Below are 18,263 nucleotides of genomic sequence, written 5' to 3'. Positions count from 1 at the left end.
CGACGTCCCCGTGACGCCGGGGGCTCGTCGTCAGCTGGCCGCCGAGCGGTACTTGCGCACCGCCAGTGTCCGGAAGACGGCGATGATCAGGACGGACCAGATCACCGAGGCCCAGACGGGGTGCTGCATGGGCCAGGCGTCGGACTGCACGACGCCGGGGTTGCCGAACAGCTCGCGGCAGGCCTGCACCGTGGCGCTGAACGGGTTCCACTCGGCGATGTGGCGCAGCCAGGGCGTCATCTGGCTGGAGTCCACGAAGGCGTTCGAGATGAACGTCACCGGGAACAGCCAGATGATCCCTCCCGAGGTCGCCGCCTCCGGGGTACGCACGGACAGCCCGATCAGCGCCCCGATCCAGGTGAAGGCGTATCCCAGGAGCAGCAGCAGCGCGAACCCGGCCAGGATCTCACCGGCGCTGGTGGGGTCGGCGGAGCCGGTGCGCCAGCCCACGATCAGCGCGACTATCGCGAGGATGAGCAGGGTGACGGCCGTCTGCACGAGGTCGGCGACGGTGCGGCCGGTGAGGACCGCGCCGCGGGCCATCGGCAGGGAGCGGAAGCGGTCGACGAGCCCCTTCTGCATGTCGTCGGCGATCCCGGCCGCCGAGCCCGCGGTGGCGAAGGTGACGGTCTGCGCGAAGATGCCCGCCATCAGGAAGTCCTTGTAGACGCCCGCGTCGGTGGTGTTCCCGATCTTCATCGAGCCACCGAAGACGTAGGTGAAGAGGACCACGAACATCACCGGCTGGATGATCCCGAACAGGACCATCTCCGGGATCCGGGTCATCCGGATCAGGTTTCTGCGGGCGATGACCAGCGAGTCCCGGACGGACTGGCCGAAGGGGTTGGCGGGCGCCGCGACCGGCGCGGCGTCGGTGGCGGCGCTCACTTGGCGGTCTCCTTCTCCTGCTCGTGGTCGGCGTCGTCCGCCGGGGCGCTCGTCTCGTCCTCCACCTCGGCCACGTGGCCGGTGAGGGAGAGGAAGACGTCGTCGAGCGTGGGGCGGCGCAGGCCGATGTCGTCGATCTCGATGCCACGGACGTCGAGCTCACGGATGACCTCGGCGAGCAGCTTCGCGCCACCGGTGACGGGGACGGTCAGCTTGCGGGTGTGTTCCTCGACGGTGGTCGGGCCCTTGCCGAATCCGGCGAGCACCTCGGAGGCGGTCCCCATGTGGCCGCGCTCGTGGACCACGACCTCGACGCGCTCTCCCCCGGTGCGGGCCTTGAGCTGGTCGGAGGTGCCCCGGGCGATGACGCGGCCGTGGTCGACGACCGCGATGTCGTGCGCGAGGTGGTCGGCCTCCTCCAGGTACTGCGTGGTGAGCAGGAGGGTCGTACCGCCTGCGACCAGCTGTTTGATGACCTCCCACAGCTCCTGCCGGTTGCGGGGGTCGAGGCCGGTCGTGGGTTCGTCCATGAACATGACGGGCGGGGAGACGACCAGGGCGGCCGCCAGGTCGAGCCGGCGGCGCATGCCTCCCGAGTACGTCTTGGTGGGGCGGTCGGCGGCGTCCGAGAGGTGGAACTGGTCGAGCAGCTCGGCGGCCCGTGCCTTCGCGGCCTTGCCCTTCATCTGGTAGAGCTGGCCGACCATTTGCAGGTTCTCCCGCCCGGTCAGATACTCGTCGACCGCGGCGAACTGGCCGGAGAGGCCGATGGAGCGGCGTACCTCGTTGGGTTGACTGAGGACGTCGATGCCCGCGACGACCGCCTTGCCGCTGTCGGGGCGCAGCAGGGTCGTGAGGCAGCGGACGGCGGTGGTCTTGCCCGCGCCGTTCGGCCCGAGCAGGCCCAGGACCGTGCCCTCGGGAACGTCGAGGTCGACGCCGTCCAGAGCCCTTACGTCACCGAAGGTCTTCACCAAACCTTCGGCATAGATGGCGCCTGGCATATGAGTCTCCACGTCGTCGGGGATTCTTCGGAAAGCCTAGGTTTGTACGTTTCGCCGCGCTCAGCGAGCGATTTACGACACACCATAACGCGATGTATCGCGTCTCACAATGCAGTTGCTCGAACGAGTGACGAAGTGGCTGCCGCCGCCCCTGGCGGGCTCAGGCGATGACGGTGTATCCCGCTTCCCGCAGCGCGCGGCCGACCTCGGTGCAGTGCTCCGGGCCCTTCGTCTCCAGGTGCAGTTCGACCTCCGCCTCCGTGAGCCCGAGCCGCGGATGGGTTCGGACGTGACTCACGTCGAGGACGTTAGCGTCGACCACTGACAACACCCCGAGGAGCGTGGCCAGGGCCCCGGGCCGGTCCGTCAGCCGCAGCCGGACCGCCAGGTAGCGGCCCTGCGCGGCCATGCCGTGCCGCAGCAAGCCCTGCATCAGCACCGGGTCCACGTTGCCGCCGGACAGGACCGCCACCACCGGCCCCTCGAAGGCGTCCGGCTCGCTCAGCAGCGCCGCCACCGGGCTCGCCCCGGCCGGTTCCACGACCAGCTTGGCCCGCTCCAGGCACAGCAGCAGTGCGGTGGACAGCTCGTCCTCGGAGACCGTGCGGACCTCGTCCACCAGCTCGCCGACGATCCCGAACGGCACGTCGCCGGGCCGCCCCACCTTGATCCCGTCGGCCATCGTCGCCGGGTTCTCGACGGCGACCGGGCGCCCGGCGGCCAGCGACGGCGGGTAGGCGGCCGCGCCCTCGGCCTGCACGCCGACGATCCGCACGTCCGGCCGCAGCGCCTTCACCGCGACCGCGATCCCGGCCGCCAGCCCGCCCCCGCCGATGCCGACCACGACGGTCCGCACCTCGGGGCACTGCTCCAGGATCTCCAGCCCGACCGTGCCCTGGCCCGCGATGACGTCGGGGTGGTCGAAGGGGTGGATGAAGACCGCCCCGGTCCGCTCCGCGTACTCCTGCGCGGCGGCCAGCGTCTCGTCCACCACCTGGCCGTGCAGCCGCACCTCGGCGCCGTAGTCCCGGGTCGCGCTGATCTTCGGCAGCGGTGCCCCCTGCGGCATGAACACCGTCGAGCGCACGCCGAGCAGCGACGAGGCCAGCGCGACGCCCTGCGCGTGGTTGCCCGCGCTCGCCGCGACCACGCCCGCGGCCCGCTGCTCGGGGAGCAGCCCGGCGATCCGCACGTAGGCGCCGCGCAGCTTGAACGAGCCCGTCCGCTGGAGGTTCTCGCACTTGAAGTGCACCGGGGAGCCGACCAGCTGGGAGAGGTGCCTGCTGCCTTCCATGGCCGTCACCCGCGCCACGCCCGAGAGCATCTTCTGGGCTCCGCGCACGTCGTCGAGGGTGACGGGAGCGACGCGGGACGCCGTGCTGTAGCTCATGCCTTCCAGCATCGCAGTTCCCGGACGCCGCGCGCCGTTGTGACCAACCTCCGAGACCCGCTTTGCCCAGCGCCGGTACGCCTTGCCGCCCGGCCGCGTACCCTGTCCCCCAATTAGCAGCCCTCCACGAAGTGAGCCCCCGGCCATGCCCACAACACCTGAAATGTCGATGGACATGACGACCGCCGGTGACACCGGTCTTCTCGAGACGCTCCAGCACGAGGTCGCGCTCTTCGCCCGACGTGCCGAACAGACCCGGCTCGGCGGGGTCGGACAGGTGCGCAACTCCATGGACCGCGCCGCCTACCTGCTGCTCAACCGCCTGGACAAAGAGGGCCCGATGGGCGTGAAGGCGCTCGCCGCGAGCATGGGGATCGACTCCTCGACCGTCACCCGGCAGGTGGCCCCGCTCGTCGACACCGGACTCGTCAAGCGGACCTCGCACCCCGAGGACGGACGCGCGGTGGTCCTCCAGCTGTCGCCGCGCGGCGTGGCACGGCTGGAGGAGGTCCGCTCCTCCCGGCGTCAGCTCATGGCCGAGCTGACCCACGACTGGGCGCCGCAGGAGCGCGAGACGTTCTGCGCGCTCCTCGCGCGCTTCAACGGCGCCCTGTCCGCCCGTATGGCCCCGTCCGGCGTGTCGCCCAGCGAGGCGCCCTCGGGCTCCTGAACGGCCCTTCCCGCCGCATTCGGAGAGCTTTCCCAGAGTTTCCAGAGCTTTCCGGAGCGGGGTTCGCACCGAACCCTTGACCGGCGGCCCACCCCTGGCCTGATATGAGACCTCAGGGGTCGTCGCCGTCTGGGCGGGAGGCGCGGTGCGAGAACGGCATGCGTCCCGAAATGCCCGCCGGGCCCGCGAGTTCGAGGCGTTCGTCGCGGGTGCGGCCGGGCGGCTTCTGCACGCGGCCACGCTGCTCACCGCCGAGGCCCCGGACGCCAACCCGCGTGCCCGGCGCCTGCTGGCCCTGAGTCTGGCCCACACGTACGCGGACTGGGACCGGCTGCACGGGGAGGACCCGTACGACCGCGCCCGCCAGCACCTCGCCACGCGCTTCGCCCGTGAGGCCTGGCACCGGTACGGCGTTCTCGGCCGGGCCCGCCGTCGCTCCGCCGGCCCCTTGGGCGGGCTCGCCCCGCAGGAACGCCTGCTCCTGGTGCTGAGGCTGTACGAGGGTGTCGCCGAGGAGCAGACGGCCGCGCTGCTTGGCCTGCCCGTGGAACGGGTACGGACGATCTGCGACCGGGCGACCGCCGCTCTGCTGCGCCCACCGCCGTCCCCGGCCCGCCCGGTGACGGCGGACGCGAAGGCGGCGACGCCATGACGGACCCGGCGAGCGGCACGCGCGCGTGGCGCCCGGGGAGGTGCCGGTGAACCGCCCCCGGCGGGAGGCCGCCGCGCGGCAGATCATGGAGCAGTCGCCCCCGCGCGTGCCGCCCGACCTCTGCGCTGAGGCCGTCCGCCGAGGCGGCCGCATGCTGCGGCGCAGGAGCGCCGCCCGCCGCCTGATGTGGCTGCTGCTGGGCGCCGCGGTCGTGGCGTTCACGGTGTGGGCGCTGACCGTGCAGCCGTGGGTGGAGCCGCCCTCGGAGACGACCCCGCCCGTGACCGGCTGGGAGGGCTGGTGAGCCCTCCCGGCCGGGCCTAGCCCAGCGCCTGCTGGAGGTCGGCCAGCAGGTCGTCGGCGTTCTCGATGCCGACCGACAGCCGCACCAGGTCGGCGGGTACCTCCAGGGCGGAGCCCGCCGCGGAGGCGTGCGTCATCCGGCCCGGGTGCTCGATCAGCGACTCGACGCCGCCGAGGGACTCGCCGAGCGTGAACACCTTCGCGCGGTTGCAGACCTCGACCGCCGCCTGCTCGCCGCCCTCGACACGGAACGACACCATGCCGCCGAACGCCTTCATCTGCTTGGCGGCGACCTCGTGTCCCGGGTGCCCGGGCAGCCCCGGGTACAGCACGCTCGTCACGCGCGGGTGCCGGGAGAGCATCTCGGCGACCTTGGTCGCGTTCTCGCTGTGCCGGTCCATGCGCACGGCGAGGGTCTTGGTGCCGCGCAGCACCAGCCAGGAGTCGAAGGGCCCGGCGACCGCGCCCATCGCGTTCTGGTGGAACGCCAGCTCCTCGCCCAGTTCCTGGTCGCCCACGATCAGCGCGCCGCCGACCACGTCCGAGTGCCCGCCCATGTACTTGGTCAGCGAGTGCACGACGACGTCGGCACCGAGGGCCAGCGGCTGCTGGAGGTACGGGGTGGCGAAGGTGTTGTCGACGACGAGCCGGGCGCCGGCGTCCTGGGCGACCTGGGCGACCTGGGCGATGTCGGTGATGCCGAGCAGCGGGTTGGAGGGCGTCTCCACCCACACCGCCTTGGTCTTCGGGGTGAGGGCGGCCCGCACGGCGGCGGCGGCGCTCGTGTCGGCCACGGACCACTCCACGCCCCACCGGGTGGCGACCTTGGCGAAGAGGCGGAAGGTGCCGCCGTACGCGTCGTTCGGGATCACCACGTGGTCACCGGGACGCAGCAGCGTACGCAACAGGCAGTCCTCGGCCGCCAGTCCGGACGCGAAGGCGAGACCGCGGCGGCCGCCCTCCAGGGCGGCGAGGTTCTCCTCCAGCGCCGTGCGGGTCGGGTTCGCGCTGCGGCTGTACTCGTAGCCGCCCCGCAACCCGCCGACGCCGTCCTGCTTGTAGGTCGACACCTGATAGATCGGCGGGACGACCGCGCCCGTCAGGGGATCGGCGGTGTTGCCCGCGTGAATCGCGAGCGTCTCGAAGTGCTGACTGATGTGCCTGTCGCTCATGGGCACCGAGGGTAGCCGTGCGGAACGCTTCGCGCGTTTTCCACCGGGCGGGGGACGGGTTGGCCAATTGTCGGCGGCGTCTGGTTCGCTTGAGGCATGGAGATTCTCTGGGTCCTGATGGCACTGGTCATGCTCGGCTTCGTGCTGCTCCAAGTCTCGCGGCGGCGGCGCGGCGCGGTCGGCCTGGTCGAGCCCGGCCACCCGGACGCCGCCGACCCCGCGAACTACGGCTTCGCGCGCGAGGAGGAGCTGGACATCCGGATGCCGGGGCCCGACCAGGACCTGCTGGACGTCCTGGACCTGGTGCAGCGCACCCAGGACTACCGGGGGGCGAGGCAGCTCCTGGCCGGCACGGAGGCGGAGGGCGAGCGGCGCTGGCAGCGCGTGCAGGCCTTCGCGGGTGCCGCTTCGCTGGAGCTGCGGCAGCGGCCCTGCGGCGTCGGGGAGACGCCGGGCGGGCAGTGGCTGCGGGTGTGGCGGGCCGAGGCGCCCAAGGACGCGGGCGGCGCGGCGGTGCACGCCGAGTTCCTGGTGCAGCAGGCGTGGCGGACGTCGGCGCCGGGCTCGGACGACTTCCGGATCATCATGGAGGAGGCGAAGGCCGCCTGCGGCGAGGCGGCCCTCCTCGCGCCCGGGGACCCGGTCCCGTACATCGTCGAGCTGTCGGTGGCCCGTGGTCTCGGCTACTCGCGCGAGGAGTTCGAGCAGCTCTGGCTGAAGATCCTGGACCGCGCCCCCAACCACATGGGTGCGCACCTGGCCGCCCTGCAGTACTGGTGCGAGAAGTGGCACGGCTCGCGGCAGCTGGCGTACTCCTTCGCGGAGGCGGCGGCCGCCCGTGCGCCGCGCGGTTCTCTGCTGGCGGCGATGCCGCTGTTCGCGGTCTTCGAGCACCTGCCCGAGGTCAATCTGGTCAGCGGCTTCTACCAGAGCGAGGTCGTCACCAAGGCCGTCCACGGCGCCCTGCACGCGGTCCACTCGGCCCGCCCGGACGACCCCATGCAGGCGCATGTCCGCCACCTTCTGGTGTTCTTCCTGGTCCGCGGCGAGCGCTGGGCCGAGGCCATGAACCAGTTGATGGTCATAGACGGCCACGTGGGCGCCCTGCCCTGGACCCTGTCCGTCGACCCGGCCGCGGAGTTCGCGGTGTACCGCGCGCTCGCGGTGGCGGGGTACGAGGCGAACGGCGGCAGCCCGGCCACACTGCCGCACTGAGCGCCGCCCCACGACGAACGGTCCGGCCACAACCGGCCGGACCGCTTCTCGGTGAGCTTCTCAGCCCTCGCTAGCCCTCGCTGCGGACGGGCAGGCGCCACCCCGGGCGCGGGAAGTGGCAGGTGTACCCGTCCGGGTAACGCTGCAGGTAGTCCTGGTGCTCCGGCTCGGCCTCCCAGAAGGGGCCGACCGGCTCCACCTCGGTGACGACCTTGCCGGGCCACAGCCCGGAGGCGTCCACGTCGGCGATGGTGTCCTCGGCGATCCGCTTCTGCTCGTCGTCCACGTAGTAGATCGCCGAGCGGTAGCTGAGGCCGATGTCGTTGCCCTGGCGGTTCTTGGTGCTCGGGTCGTGGATCTGGAAGAAGAACTCCAGGATCGCGCGGTAGTCGGTCGCCTCGGGGTCGAAGAGGATCTCGATGGCCTCCGCGTGCGTGCCGTGGTTGCGGTACGTCGCGTTCGGCACGTCACCCCCGGTGTATCCGACCCGGGTCGCGGTCACGCCCGGGAGCCGACGGATCAGCTCCTCCATCCCCCAGAAGCATCCGCCCGCCAGCACGGCCCTCTGTGTCTGCGCAGCCATCGCGGCCCTCCAAAATCTCTCGGCTCGGTCGTCCGGGCCCATCGGCCCGCACGTCACCGGCCTCCATGTCCACCCTGTGTGCAACACGCGGGGGTCCACAAGGATTCCACGCCACCGGACGGGCGTATCGGTTCTGCCTCACCCGTTCGAGCGGTGCGACGGCGCTCCCGCCGGACAGCCTGATGCGCGGGACCAGCATCGCGCCCATGGGAGTAGCGATGACCACCTCCGCCGCCGGGCAACCGCTCATCCCGCAGCCTCCCGCAACGGTGGCAGCGCTGCGTCAAGCCGTGAGGCAGATCACGCCGGCGGCACTGCCCGCGTTCACCCGGCGAGACCGCGGAACAGCCCCTCGAGGTCCCGTTCGCCGTCCCGGGTCTGGGCGCCGTCGGCCAGCCCGGCGCCCATGAGCCGTGCCGTGGCGGGGCGGAATACGAGCTCGGCCCAGGCGTCGTTCTCCCGCGCCAGGCCATCGGAATGATCGCGGGGGAGGATGGCGTACTTCGCCGCCGCGACGACGCCGTCGGGCAGCGCGGCGATGTTGGCGGCGAGGCGGTCGACGAACTCGTCGAGCCGGTCGGCGGGTACGGCTCGGTTGACCCAGCCGTACCGCTCGGCGGTCTCGGCGTCCATCAGGTCCGCGCCGAGCACGATCTCCAGGGCGCGGTGACGGCCGACGCGCTCGGTGAGGTACTGCGTGGCACCGCCGCCGGGAACGATGCCCATGAGGGCTTCGATCTGGCCGAGCCCGGCCGTGCCGATGGCCGCGAACGCCATGTCCGCCGCCGCGACGAACTCGGCTCCGCCGCCACGCGCCCTGCCCGCGAGCTTGACGATGGTCACCTGCGGCTGGCGGCGCAGCTGCTCACCCACGGCCTGGAAGACGTTGACGCCGTCCGGCAGGTCGGCCATGAGTCCGGCGACGGCGTCCGGGGTGGCGGTCATGTCGACGTGGGCGAGGAAGAAGTCCGGGTCCGCGCTGTCGAACACGATCACGCGTACGGTGTCGTCCCCGGCCAAGCCGGTGAGCAGGCGCCGCAGGTCGGTCATGACCGCGACGCCGAGGACGTTGATCGGCGGGTTGTCGATCGTGACGTGGGCGATTCCGTTCTTCCGGCTGACCCTCAAGGTCTGGTACGTGTCGTGGCTCATGATGTTCCCTGTAGGTATCCGGCAGGATCTTGGTTCCTGATGAATACCTAGCGTGGAAGCGCCCGTGACCTGCGTCAATAACGCACTTTGGGCATCCTAGGGATCGTGGAGGATACCGCTGTGACCACTTCTGAAGCCGTCTACCGGGCCGTCGCCGAGCATGGCGCGGTGTTCCGGTCCGACTGCCCGAGCCGGCCGATCCTCGACCAGATCGCCGACAAGTGGTCGATGATGGTGATGGCGGTCCTCGCCGAACCACGCCGGTTCAACGAGATCAAGCGCCGCCTCGACGGTGTCACGCAACGCGTCCTCACCCAGACCCTGCGCCGGCTCGAACGCAACGGGATGGTCGAGCGCCGTGTGCTGCCGACCTCGCCGGTCGGCGTCGAGTACTCGCTGACTCCCCTCGGCGAGTCCCTGCGCGAGCCGTTCGCCCGCCTCTACGACTGGACCGTCGCGAACGCCGCCGAGATCCAGTCGCACCAGCGCGATTACGACCGGCGCACCCAGCGCTGACACCGAACTCGTGAAGCCGATCCGGAGCGAGCGGCGGCCGACCCGGCCATGACGGTGGCGGTGCGGGCGTGATCAGCCCGCCCCGCGCAGCCCCGCGATCAGGATGCGCACCAGTTGCCGCGCGTCGTAGCTCGGGTTGGGGGTTTCCGCGCCGATGCAGAGGTTGCCGACGCCGCGCATGAGGGCCAGTGCCGGCACGTCGGTGTCGATCTCGCCGGAGTCCGTCGCGGCGGCGAGGAGGTCGGTGCAGACGGGGACGAGACGGTCGAGGAAGTACGCGTGGAGGGTCTCGAAACCGGCGTTGTCGGACTGGAGGACCGCGGCGAGGCCGTGCTTGGTGACCAGGAAGTCGACGAACAGGTCGATCCAGCTCGCGAGTGCGGCGTACGGGGTCGGGCTGCTCGCCAGCAGGGCGGGGCCGGCCTCGGCGCAGGCCTCCACCTGGTGCCGGTAGACGCCGATGATGAGGTCCGCCCGGGTCGGGAAGTGACGGTAGATCGTGGCCGTTCCGACCCCGGCCTCGGCCGCGATGTCGCGCACGGGGGCCTCCACGCCCGATCTGACGAACACCGCGGCGGCCGCGTCGAGCAGGCTCTTCTCGTTGCGCCGGGCGTCCGCGCGTTTGGGCCGGGAGGCCGCCTGTCCCGTCGCCGCTTCGCCGTCCTTCACCGTGCCGTTCCCTTCACCGATTGATAAACGGGACACCGTTCCGTATTGTTGGACGAGTAAACGGGACGGCGTTCCGCTTGGTGTCTCCTCATGATGCCAGAGCACCGAACCCGCCACCAAGTCATGCCCCCAACGGAGGAACCGTCATGCAGTACCGCACCTTGGGCCGCACCGGTGTGCAGGTCAGCTCGCTCGCGCTCGGCGCCATGAACTTCGGCAGCATCGGGCGCACCACCCAGGACGAGGCCACCGCCATCGTCGACGCCGCCTTGGAGGGCGGCATCAACCTCATCGACACCGCCGACATGTACGGCCGCGGCGAGTCGGAGGAGATGGTCGGCAAGGCGATCGCCGGGCGTCGCGACGACATCGTGCTGGCCACGAAGGCGAACATGCCGATGAGCGACGAGCCCAACCACCAGGGCTCCTCGCGCCGCTGGCTGGTCACCGAGCTGGACAACAGCCTGCGCCGCCTCGGCGTCGACCACGTCGACCTCTACCAGGTCCACCGGTGGGACCCGACCACGAGCGACGAGGAGACGCTGTCCGCGCTCACCGATCTGCAGCGCGCCGGAAAGATCCGGTACTTCGGGTCCTCCACCTTCCCCGCGTATCGGATCGTCGAGGCGCAGTGGGCCGCCCGCGAGCACCGGCTGGGCCGCTACGTCACCGAGCAGCCCAGCTACTCCCTCCTCCAGCGCGGGATCGAGAGCCACGTGCTGCCGGTGACCGAGCAGTACGGGCTCGGCGTGCTGGTGTGGAGCCCGCTGGCCTCGGGCTGGCTGTCGGGCGCGGTGCGCGCGGGGCGGGAGGTCGCCACGCACCGGTCCGAGATCCTGCCCGAGCGCTTCGACACCACGCTGCCCGCCAACCGGGCCCGGCTCGACGCCGTCGAGAAGCTCGCCGCGGTGGCCGACGAGGCCGGGCTGAGCCTGATCCAGCTCGCGCTGGGCTTCGTCACCGCGCACCCGGCCGTCACCGCCGCGCTCGTCGGGCCCCGCACCCTGGACCACCTGCGCTCCCAGCTCGCCGCCGCCGACACCGTGCTCTCCGACGACGTCCTCGACGCGATCGACGCCATCGTCGCGCCGGGGACCGACCTCGCCGCACACGAGAAGTTCGACGCCCCGCCCGCGCTGCTCGACCCGGCGCTGCGCCGTCGGCGCCGTCCGGCGGCCCACTGAACGGCGGCCACCGAGCCGTCAGCGCCCCGGCCGGCCCGCGCCCACTTCGCCGCGTCCCCGGTAGCGGTACACGACGTACGGCCGCACCAGGTAGCCCAGCGGCGCCGTGAAGGCGTGGATCAGGCGGGTGAAGGGCCACAGGGCGAAGAGGGCCATGGCGAGGAGTGCGTGCAGGCGGTAGACCAGCGGGGCCTCGGCCATGGCGGTCACGTCCGGGTCCAGGGCGAACAGGCTGCGGAACCAGACGGAGACGCCGAGCCGGTAGTCGTACGTGGACGCCGCCGTCGCGCCGGACGCGGTGGCCGTCAGTCCGGCGAGGACGACCGTGATCAGCACGGGGTAGACCACGCGGTCGCTCCTGCTGGTCGCGGCCCTGATCGCGGGGGTCCGCAGACGGCGGTACAGCAGGAGGGCGAGGCCCGCGAGCGTGGCCAGGCCCGCCGTGCCGCCCGCGATCAGGGCGTTGGCGTGGTAGAGGTGCTCGCCGACGTGGAGGCGGTCGGTCAGCGACTCGGGGACCAGGAGCCCGGCCACGTGACCGGCGATCACGAACAGCAGGCCGTAGTGGAAGAGCGGTCCCGCGATGCGCAGCAGCCGGCTCTCGTGCAGCTGGCTGGAGCGGGTGGTGAAGCCGAAGCGGTCGTAGTGGTAGCGCCAGGCGGTGCCCGCCACCAGCACCACCAGCGTCAGGTACGGCAGGACGCCCCACAGGGCGATGTGCAGGTGCCTCATCGGCGGGCTCCGTCGTCGTGCGGCCGGGGCTGGGCGGGGAAGGGTCCAAGGACGTCGAGGCCCACCGCCTCGGCCGGCGGGCCGGTACGGGTCAGGCGCAGGGCCTCCTCGCGGCTGGCCGGTGCCTGGCCCGGCAGGCACCGGCCGACGGCCTGGAGGAGGGCGGCGTAGGGGCTGCGGTGGGCTTCGAGGGCGTAGCGCAGGACCTCGATCGCCGCGCGGTGTTCCGTCAGCAGTGCGGTGCCCGCCCCGGGGGTGCGGGCGGCGAACTCCAGCATCAGCGGCAGGAAGTCGGGCAGTTCGTCGTCGGGCGGCAGCCAGCCGTGGGTGCGGTACACGGACTTGATTCGGGCCAGTGCGGCGCCGCGGCGGCGGGTGTCGCCGTCGGTGTAGTAGGTGAGGTAGAGGCAGCGCCGGCGGCTGCGGTCGAAGGTGGCCACGTAGCGGGCGGCCACGGCGAGGGGGTCCTCCCGCTCCGCCCGGTCGCAGAAGGAGAGCAGGAGCTGGATCTCGGGGCCGGGAAGCGCGGCGACCGTCTCGCGGACGGTGCGCGGGCGGCGGGGCCAGTCCCGGTCCGGGTACGCCAGCAGCAGGGCGGCGGCCTGGAACACGACCGGGGCGGTGCTGGTCGTTCCGGTACGGCTACGGATCCGGCTATGGCTATGGCTATGGCTATGGCTATGGCTACGGCTCACAGCTCGGGCTCCGTCCGGACGGTGCCGCGGGCGCGCGGGAAGAGGCCGTTCGGGCGTCCCTTCCCGTTCCAGTTCAGGAGGTTGACCCGGCCGCGCAGCGCGGACGACGACGTTCCGGACCCGGCGGTCGGCGGCGCGTGGAAGGCGTCCGGGTCGAACTCCCCGGATCCGGAGCCGGAGCCGGAGCCGAAGCCGGGGCCGGGGCCGCCGCCCGCGCCCTCCGGCATCATCCCCGGCCCGCCGACGCCGTCCAGGCTGCAGCCCGCCCCGGTGCCGCCGGGGTCGGGGACGGAGCCGGTGTAGGCGGTCGGGATGACGTACCGCTCGTCGTACTTGGCGAGGGCGAGCAGCCGGTACAGCTCCAGGATTCCGGGCTCGTCAAGACCGACCGACTCGGCGATCCGCGGGTCCTGTTCCTCGCCGAGGTTGACGCGCCGCATGTGGGAGCGCATCGCGGCCAGCCGGCACAGGGCCGCTTCGACGGGACCCGGATCGCCCGCGGTGAAGAGCTCGGCGAGGTAGCCGAGGGGGATGCGCAGCGTGTCGATCGCGCCGAACAGCGCGGCCGGGTCCTCCCCGTCGTGGCCGCTGCCGGTGAGGGCGTCGACGACCGGGGAGAGCGGCGGGACGTACCAGACCATCGGCATCGTGCGGTACTCCGGGTGCAGCGGGAGCGCGACGCGGTAGCGGGTGATCAGCGCGCGCACCGGGGAGCGGCGCGCGGCCTCGACCCAGTCGTGCGGGATGCCGGACGCCTCCGCCGCGCGGGCCACCTCGGGGTCGTCGGGGTCGAGGAAGCAGCCGAGCTGGGCCTCGTACAGGTCCTGCTCGTCGGTGACGGAGGCGGCGGCGCCGACCTTGTCGGGGTCGTAGAGCATGACGCCGAGGTAGCGGAGCCGGCCGACGCAGGTCTCGGAGCAGACGGTGGGATCCCCGGCCTCGATGCGCGGGTAGCAGAAGGTGCACTTCTCGGCCTTGCCGGTGGCGTGGTTGAAGTAGACCTTCTTGTACGGGCAGCCGCTGACGCACATCCGCCAGCCCCGGCAGCGGTCCTGGTCGACCAGGACGATGCCGTCCTCGACGCGCTTGTAGAGGGCGCCGGAGGGGCAGACGGCGACGCAGGACGGGTTGAGGCAGTGCTCGCAGATGCGGGGCAGGTAGAACATGAACGCCCGCTCGTAGTCGAGCCGGACCTGCTCGCTCATCCGGGCGAGCAGCGGGTCGGCGGCGAGCTGGTCGGGGCCGCCGCCGAGGTCGTCGTCCCAGTTGGGGCCCCAGGTGATGGCGGTGGGGTGGCCGTCGATCGCCGAGCGGGGCGGGGCGGTGGGGATGTCGTCGCCGAGGGGTGCGGTGGTGAGGTTCTCGTAGTCGTAGGTCCAGGGCTGGTAGTAGTCGTCGAGGGTGGGGAGTTCGGGGTTGGCGAAGAGGCGGGCGAGGCGGCGGGCGCGGCCGCCGGTGCGCGGGACGAGGCGCCCGCCCTTGAGGTGCCAGCCGCCCTTCCACTTCTCCTGGTCCTCGTGGCCGCGGGGGTAGCCCTGTCCGGGGCGGGTCTCGACGTTGTTGAACCAGACGTACTCGGTGCCGGTGCGGTTGGTCCAGGTCTGTTTGCAGGTGACCGAGCAGGTGTGGCAGCCGATGCACTTGTCGAGGTTCATGACCATCGCCACCTGTGCCATGACGCGCATCAGTACGTGACCTCCTGGGAGCGGCGCCGGATCGTGGTGACGGCATCGCGCTGGTTGCCGGTCGGGCCGTAGTAGTTGGGGGCGAAGGAGAGCTGGCCGTAACCGCCGATCAGGTGGGTGGGTTTGACGAGCAGCTTGGTGAGGGAGTTGTGGACGCCGCCGCGGCGGCTGTTCGCCTCCGACTTGGGGACGTTCACCAGGCGTTCCTGGACGTGGTACATCAGCACCGTGCCGTCCGGGACGCGGTGCGAGACGATTGCGCGGGCGACGACGACGCCGTGTGCGTTGACGGCCTCCACCCAGTCGTTGTCGGCGGCGCCGATCGCGGCGGCGTCGGCGGGGCTCATCCAGATGACGGGGCCGCCCCGGGCCAGGGTCTGCATCAGCAGGTTCTCCTGGTACTCGGAGTGGATGGACCACTTGGCGTGCGGGGTGAGGTAGCGGACGGTCACCGCGCGGCCGTCGCCGGTGGGCGTCGGGGTGTCGCCCAGCTCGGCCAGGTTCAGCGGGGGCCGGTAGACGGGGAGTTGCTCGCCCAGCTCGGCCAACCAGTCGTGGTCGACGTAGAAGTGCTGGCGGCCGGTGAGGGTGTGCCAGGGCTTCTTGTGCTCGGTGTTGACGGTGAAGGGCGAGTAGCGCCGGTCGGGCGCCTCCTTGCCGGACCACTCGAAGCTCGCCCCGACCTGTACGGGCCGCTCCTGGGTGTCGGAGAAGACCACCCGCCGCTCCCGCACCGACGCGGCCAGCTCCGCGAGCCCGGCGCCGGCGCCGACGCGGTCGGCGAGGCGGTCGAAGCCCTCGGCGGCGAGGCGGCCGTTGGTGGTGCCGGACAGGGCGAGGACCGCCTCGCAGAACTTGACGTCGGTGTCGAGCAGGGGGCGCCCGCGGGCGGCTCCGGCGGCGGCGGTGCCGCAGCGGGCGGCGAGCCAGCGCGACTCCTCGTGCGGGTTGACGGTCACGCCCTTGACGGTCATGCCGTGTTCCTCGGCCAGCGGCCCGAAGGCGGCGAGCCGGTCGGCGACGGCCGTGTAGTCCCGTTCCACCACGGAGACCTGAGGGGCGTTGCGGCCCGGCTCGATGGGGGTGCGTCCGTCGCGCCAGTCGGTGACCCGGCCGCCGGGCTGGGCCGTCTCGCCGGGGGTGTCGTGCTGGAGGGCGGTGGCGACCAGGTCGTGGGCCGTGTCGAGGCGTCCGGCGGCGAGTTCGCTCAGTCGGCGGGCGAGGGAGTGGAAGATCTCGAAGTCGGTGCGGGCCTGCCAGGGCGGGTTGATCGCGGGGCTGAAGGCGTGCACGAAGGGGTGCATGTCCGTGGAGGACAGGTCGTGCTTCTCGTACCAGGTGGCGGCGGGCAGCACGAGGTCGGAGAAGAGCGTCGTGGAGGTCATCCGGAAGTCGAGGCTCAGCAGCAGGTCGAGCTTGCCCTCGGGGGCGTCGTCCCGCCAGGCCACGGAGCGCGGCCGGTGCCCGGGCGGCGCCTCGTCGGCGGTGGCACCGTCGCGGGCGCCGAGCAGGTGGCGCAGGAAGTACTCGTTGCCCTTGGCGGAGGAGCCGATCAGGTTGGCCCGCCACACGGTCAGGACGCGCGGCCAGTTGCGGGGCGCGTCGGGGTCCTCGCCGGCGAAGTCGACGGCGCCCGAGCCGAGTTGCTCCGCGATCCAGTCGGCCGGCTCCTGCCCGCTCTCCCGGGCCCGGCGGCCGAGGTCGAGCGGATTGGCGTCGAAGGTCGGGTACGACGGCATCCAGCCGAGCCGGGCGGACTGGGCGACCAGGTCGGCGGTGTGGAGCCCGGCGAGGGTGCCGGGCGCGGTGGGCGACGCGAGGGCGTCGGCGGCGTGGGACTCGTACCGCCACTGGCCGGTGTGCAGGTACCAGTACGGGGTGCCCGCCATCTGCCGCGAGGGCCGGACCCAGTCGGCGGCCGTGGACAGCTGCTGCCAGCCGGTGTACGGGCGGACCTTCTCCTGGCCGACGTAGTGCGCCCAGCCGCCGCCGTTGACGCCCTGGCAGCCGGTGAGGATGAGCAGGGAGAGGAAGGAGCGGTAGATGGTGTCGGAGTGGAACCAGTGGTTGGTTCCGGCGCCCATGACGATCATGCAGCGGCCCCGGGTCTGCTCGGCGGTGCGCGCGAACTCCCGGGCGGTGCGGATCGCCGCGTCCGCCGGGACCGAGGTGATGCGTTCCTGCCAGGCGGGGGTGCAGGGTTCCTCGGCGTCGTCGTAGCCGGTGGGCCACTGCCCGGTGAGTCCGGGGCGGGCGACGGCGTACTGGGCGAGGAGGAGGTCGTAGACGGTGGTGACGAGCCGGCCGCCGATCTCCCGGGCCGGGACACCGCGCACGACGGTGGCGCCGGGTTCGTCGAAGCGGGGCAGCACCACCTCGACACCGTTGCCGCGGCGGCCGTCCGTGTGCCCGTGCAGGGTGAGGAGCGGATCGACCCCGCCGAGGTCGAGGTTCCAGCGCCCCGCGCCACCCTTGCCCCACCGGTCGCCGAGGGTGCCGTTCGGGACGACGACGTCGTCGGTGTCGGCGTCGATCAGCACCGGCATCCAGGCCCGCGCCCCGGCGTCGGCGTGCCGGCCGAGCCCGAGGTCGGCGGCGGTGACGAACTTGCTGGGTGTCCGTCGGCCCTCCGCGTGCTCGTCGAGGGCGACCAGGAAGGGCAGGTCGGTGAAGCGCTTCACGTAGTCGGTGAAGTAGGGCACCTGCCGGCGCACGAAGAACTCGGTGAGCAGCACGTGCCCCATCGCCATGGCGAGCGCACCGTCCGTACCGGGATGCGGGTGCAGCCACTCGTCGGCGAACTTGGTGGCGTCCGCGTAGTCGGGCGAGACCACGACGACCTTCTGGCCCCGGTAGCGGGCCTCCGCCATCCAGTGGGCGTCCGGGGTGCGGGTGACGGGGACGTTGGAACCCCACAGCATCAGGTGGGCCGCGTCCCACCAGTCCCCCGACTCCGGTACGTCGGTCTGGTCTCCGAAGACCTGCGGGGAGGCGATCGGGAGGTCGGCGTACCAGTCGTAGAAGGAGATCATCGGGGCGCCGATGAGGGAGTGGTAGCGGGCGCCGACCGCGTGCGAGGCCATCGACATGGCGGGGATCGGGGAGAAACCGGCCACCCGGTCGGGGCCGTACTCGGCGATGGTGTGCACCTGGGCGGCGGCGGCGATCTCCAGCGCCTCGTCCCAGTCGACGCGGACGAAGCCGCCGTGGCCGCGGGCGCGCTGGTAGCGGCGCCGCTTGTCGGGGTCGGACGTCAGCTCGGCCCAGGCGGCCACGGGGTCGCCGCCGTGCCGGCGTTTGGCGTCCCGGTACATTTCGACGAGGACACCGCGGGCCAACGGATGGCGAACGCGGGTGGGCGAGTAGGTGTACCAGGAAAAGGAGGCGCCGCGCGGGCAGCCGCGCGGCTCGTACTCCGGCCGGTCGGGGCCGACGCTCGGATAATCCGTCTGCTGGGTCTCCCAGGTGATCAGACCGTCCTTGACGTACACCTTCCACGAGCAGGAACCCGTGCAGTTGACGCCGTGCGTGGAGCGCACGACTTTGTCATGCGCCCACCGCTCCCGATAAGGACTGTCATTGACTTTCTGGTCCGTGCGGTACACGGCCCTCAGGTCGAGGGTGGTCGGGGACTTCCGCAGCAGCTGACCGGCCTTCAGCAGCCGGTCGGCGGCGTCGGCCGCGGCCTTCGCCCTGCTTCGCACCACGTTGCCATCTCCTTGCGAACGCGACGGAGCAATGCCCACCGGGTTC

Annotated in this window: 17 protein-coding genes; 6 read left to right on the top strand and 11 right to left on the bottom strand. The window is 72.0% G+C overall.

Going from position 1 to position 18,263, the window contains the following annotated elements; genetic code table 11:
- Positions 1-30: 30 nt before the first annotated feature.
- The 3 genes from C4J65_RS21925 to ilvA all read right to left on the bottom strand — a co-directional run bounded on the left by C4J65_RS21925 (position 31) and on the right by ilvA (position 3,282).
- Positions 31-888: an ABC transporter permease gene (locus tag C4J65_RS21925; protein ID WP_115743917.1), complete on the bottom strand. Its 858-nt coding sequence runs from the start codon at positions 886-888 to the stop codon at positions 31-33.
- Positions 885-1,892, bottom strand: coding sequence for an ATP-binding cassette domain-containing protein (locus C4J65_RS21920; protein ID WP_115743916.1), 1,008 nt, complete (start codon positions 1,890-1,892; stop codon positions 885-887). Before C4J65_RS21920 ends, C4J65_RS21925 begins: the two co-directional genes overlap by 4 nt.
- A gap of 160 nt (positions 1,893-2,052) precedes the next feature.
- The gene (gene ilvA, locus C4J65_RS21915) at positions 2,053-3,282 is read right to left on the bottom strand and encodes a threonine ammonia-lyase (RefSeq protein WP_115746573.1); all 1,230 of its coding nucleotides are present in this window, start codon (positions 3,280-3,282) and stop codon (positions 2,053-2,055) included.
- Positions 3,283-3,445: 163 nt separating this feature from the next.
- Between ilvA and C4J65_RS21910 the strand changes: the two genes are divergently transcribed.
- The 3 genes from C4J65_RS21910 (at position 3,446) to C4J65_RS21900 (ending at position 4,908) form a co-directional block, all read left to right on the top strand.
- Complete coding sequence (locus tag C4J65_RS21910; RefSeq protein WP_162833614.1) at positions 3,446-3,952, top strand: MarR family transcriptional regulator; 507 nt, start codon at positions 3,446-3,448, stop codon at positions 3,950-3,952.
- Positions 3,953-4,097: 145 nt separating this feature from the next.
- Positions 4,098-4,604: a sigma factor-like helix-turn-helix DNA-binding protein gene (locus C4J65_RS21905; RefSeq protein ID WP_115743914.1), complete on the top strand. Its 507-nt coding sequence runs from the start codon at positions 4,098-4,100 to the stop codon at positions 4,602-4,604.
- A gap of 46 nt (positions 4,605-4,650) precedes the next feature.
- On the top strand, positions 4,651-4,908 hold the full coding sequence (locus C4J65_RS21900) for a hypothetical protein (RefSeq protein ID WP_115746572.1): 258 nt from the start codon (positions 4,651-4,653) through the stop codon (positions 4,906-4,908).
- Positions 4,909-4,924: 16 nt separating this feature from the next.
- Here the strand turns inward: C4J65_RS21900 and C4J65_RS21895 are convergent, their stop codons facing one another.
- Positions 4,925-6,079, bottom strand: coding sequence for a cystathionine gamma-synthase (locus C4J65_RS21895; protein ID WP_115743913.1), 1,155 nt, complete (start codon positions 6,077-6,079; stop codon positions 4,925-4,927).
- 96 nt (positions 6,080-6,175) lie between these two features.
- Between C4J65_RS21895 and C4J65_RS21890 the strand changes: the two genes are divergently transcribed.
- Positions 6,176-7,294 (top strand): hypothetical protein, encoded by a 1,119-nt coding sequence (locus C4J65_RS21890; protein WP_115743912.1) that lies wholly within the window; start codon positions 6,176-6,178, stop codon positions 7,292-7,294.
- A gap of 70 nt (positions 7,295-7,364) precedes the next feature.
- Here C4J65_RS21890 and msrA read toward each other — a convergent pair whose 3' ends face one another.
- Together msrA and C4J65_RS21875 are read right to left on the bottom strand one after the other, a co-directional pair.
- On the bottom strand, positions 7,365-7,877 hold the full coding sequence (gene msrA / locus C4J65_RS21885; protein WP_115743911.1) for a peptide-methionine (S)-S-oxide reductase MsrA: 513 nt from the start codon (positions 7,875-7,877) through the stop codon (positions 7,365-7,367).
- A gap of 324 nt (positions 7,878-8,201) precedes the next feature.
- Positions 8,202-9,029, bottom strand: coding sequence for an enoyl-CoA hydratase/isomerase family protein (locus C4J65_RS21875; RefSeq protein ID WP_115743909.1), 828 nt, complete (start codon positions 9,027-9,029; stop codon positions 8,202-8,204).
- Positions 9,030-9,149: 120 nt separating this feature from the next.
- On the opposite strand from C4J65_RS21875, the gene C4J65_RS21870 reads away from it, so the two are divergent.
- The gene (locus tag C4J65_RS21870; RefSeq protein ID WP_115743908.1) at positions 9,150-9,545 is read left to right on the top strand and encodes a helix-turn-helix domain-containing protein; all 396 of its coding nucleotides are present in this window, start codon (positions 9,150-9,152) and stop codon (positions 9,543-9,545) included.
- A 72-nt stretch (positions 9,546-9,617) separates the two neighbouring features.
- On the opposite strand, the gene C4J65_RS21865 is transcribed toward C4J65_RS21870, so the two are convergent.
- Positions 9,618-10,214: a TetR/AcrR family transcriptional regulator gene (locus tag C4J65_RS21865; RefSeq protein WP_115743907.1), complete on the bottom strand. Its 597-nt coding sequence runs from the start codon at positions 10,212-10,214 to the stop codon at positions 9,618-9,620.
- A 146-nt stretch (positions 10,215-10,360) separates the two neighbouring features.
- On the opposite strand from C4J65_RS21865, the gene C4J65_RS21860 reads away from it, so the two are divergent.
- Positions 10,361-11,398 (top strand): aldo/keto reductase, encoded by a 1,038-nt coding sequence (locus tag C4J65_RS21860; RefSeq protein ID WP_115743906.1) that lies wholly within the window; start codon positions 10,361-10,363, stop codon positions 11,396-11,398.
- Positions 11,399-11,416: 18 nt separating this feature from the next.
- Here C4J65_RS21860 and narI read toward each other — a convergent pair whose 3' ends face one another.
- The 4 genes from narI to C4J65_RS21840 form a co-directional block, all read right to left on the bottom strand.
- Positions 11,417-12,130, bottom strand: a complete 714-nt coding sequence (gene narI / locus C4J65_RS21855) for a respiratory nitrate reductase subunit gamma (RefSeq protein ID WP_115743905.1) — start codon at positions 12,128-12,130, stop codon at positions 11,417-11,419.
- Positions 12,127-12,741: a nitrate reductase molybdenum cofactor assembly chaperone gene (gene narJ, locus C4J65_RS21850; protein ID WP_240330487.1), complete on the bottom strand. Its 615-nt coding sequence runs from the start codon at positions 12,739-12,741 to the stop codon at positions 12,127-12,129. The genes narI and narJ overlap by 4 nt, the downstream gene beginning before the upstream one ends.
- Positions 12,742-12,821: 80 nt before the next feature.
- Positions 12,822-14,510: a nitrate reductase subunit beta gene (gene narH, locus C4J65_RS21845; RefSeq protein WP_162833278.1), complete on the bottom strand. Its 1,689-nt coding sequence runs from the start codon at positions 14,508-14,510 to the stop codon at positions 12,822-12,824.
- Positions 14,510-18,217: a nitrate reductase subunit alpha gene (locus C4J65_RS21840; RefSeq protein ID WP_162833277.1), complete on the bottom strand. Its 3,708-nt coding sequence runs from the start codon at positions 18,215-18,217 to the stop codon at positions 14,510-14,512. The genes narH and C4J65_RS21840 overlap by 1 nt, the downstream gene beginning before the upstream one ends.
- Positions 18,218-18,263 lie beyond the last annotated feature (46 nt).

The organism is Streptomyces sp. CB09001 (genome assembly GCF_003369795.1).
Lineage (GTDB): Bacteria > Actinomycetota > Actinomycetes > Streptomycetales > Streptomycetaceae > Streptomyces.
Note: the sequence above shows the minus strand (reverse complement) of the source record. Positions and strands in the feature narration are given on the sequence as shown.

Coding starts and splice junctions, on each gene's coding strand:
- C4J65_RS21920 (WP_115743916.1), bottom strand. CDS start 1,892: ATGCCAGGCGCCATCTATGCCGAAGGTTTGGTGAAGACCTTCGGTGAC.
- ilvA (WP_115746573.1), bottom strand. CDS start 3,282: ATGAGCTACAGCACGGCGTCCCGCGTCGCTCCCGTCACCCTCGACGAC.
- C4J65_RS21910 (WP_162833614.1), top strand. CDS start 3,446: ATGTCGATGGACATGACGACCGCCGGTGACACCGGTCTTCTCGAGACG.
- C4J65_RS21895 (WP_115743913.1), bottom strand. CDS start 6,079: ATGAGCGACAGGCACATCAGTCAGCACTTCGAGACGCTCGCGATTCAC.
- C4J65_RS21890 (WP_115743912.1), top strand. CDS start 6,176: ATGGAGATTCTCTGGGTCCTGATGGCACTGGTCATGCTCGGCTTCGTG.
- msrA (WP_115743911.1), bottom strand. CDS start 7,877: ATGGCTGCGCAGACACAGAGGGCCGTGCTGGCGGGCGGATGCTTCTGG.
- C4J65_RS21875 (WP_115743909.1), bottom strand. CDS start 9,029: ATGAGCCACGACACGTACCAGACCTTGAGGGTCAGCCGGAAGAACGGA.
- C4J65_RS21860 (WP_115743906.1), top strand. CDS start 10,361: ATGCAGTACCGCACCTTGGGCCGCACCGGTGTGCAGGTCAGCTCGCTC.
- narI (WP_115743905.1), bottom strand. CDS start 12,130: ATGAGGCACCTGCACATCGCCCTGTGGGGCGTCCTGCCGTACCTGACG.
- narH (WP_162833278.1), bottom strand. CDS start 14,510: ATGCGCGTCATGGCACAGGTGGCGATGGTCATGAACCTCGACAAGTGC.